This window comes from Acinetobacter sp. UBA6720 (assembly GCF_002454215.1).
In the GTDB taxonomy this organism is placed as follows: Bacteria; Pseudomonadota; Gammaproteobacteria; order Pseudomonadales; family Moraxellaceae; genus Acinetobacter.
Genome location: NZ_DKIK01000108.1, coordinates 1 through 265 on the forward strand (window position 1 = coordinate 1; position 265 = coordinate 265).

At 40.4% G+C, this 265-nt stretch carries 1 pseudogene; it reads right to left on the bottom strand.

Annotated elements, in window-relative coordinates:
- A pseudogene (locus B4F08_RS09450) lies at positions 1 to 265 on the bottom strand (ornithine monooxygenase); the annotation flags it as partial.

Sequence of the window (265 nt, forward strand, 5' to 3'; positions counted from 1 at the left end):
AGAGATTAAAGTGTTGGAATGTCTGCGCTTGATTGCCTATTTCATAAAGAGGATCAGCAAGCAATTGATTAATGATCTTTGCTGCACGATAAGCACCAAGACCTAAATCAGGTGTGCCGACACCATGACTATGCATTTCCTGATTTTGAACAAAAATATGACCATTCAGCCGATGTACAACACGATAGTCGTCTGTAATCTGCCAACGCTGTTTATGATCAAACTCGATGTATGGCTTGAGCAACTGCATAAAACCAAAATCAGG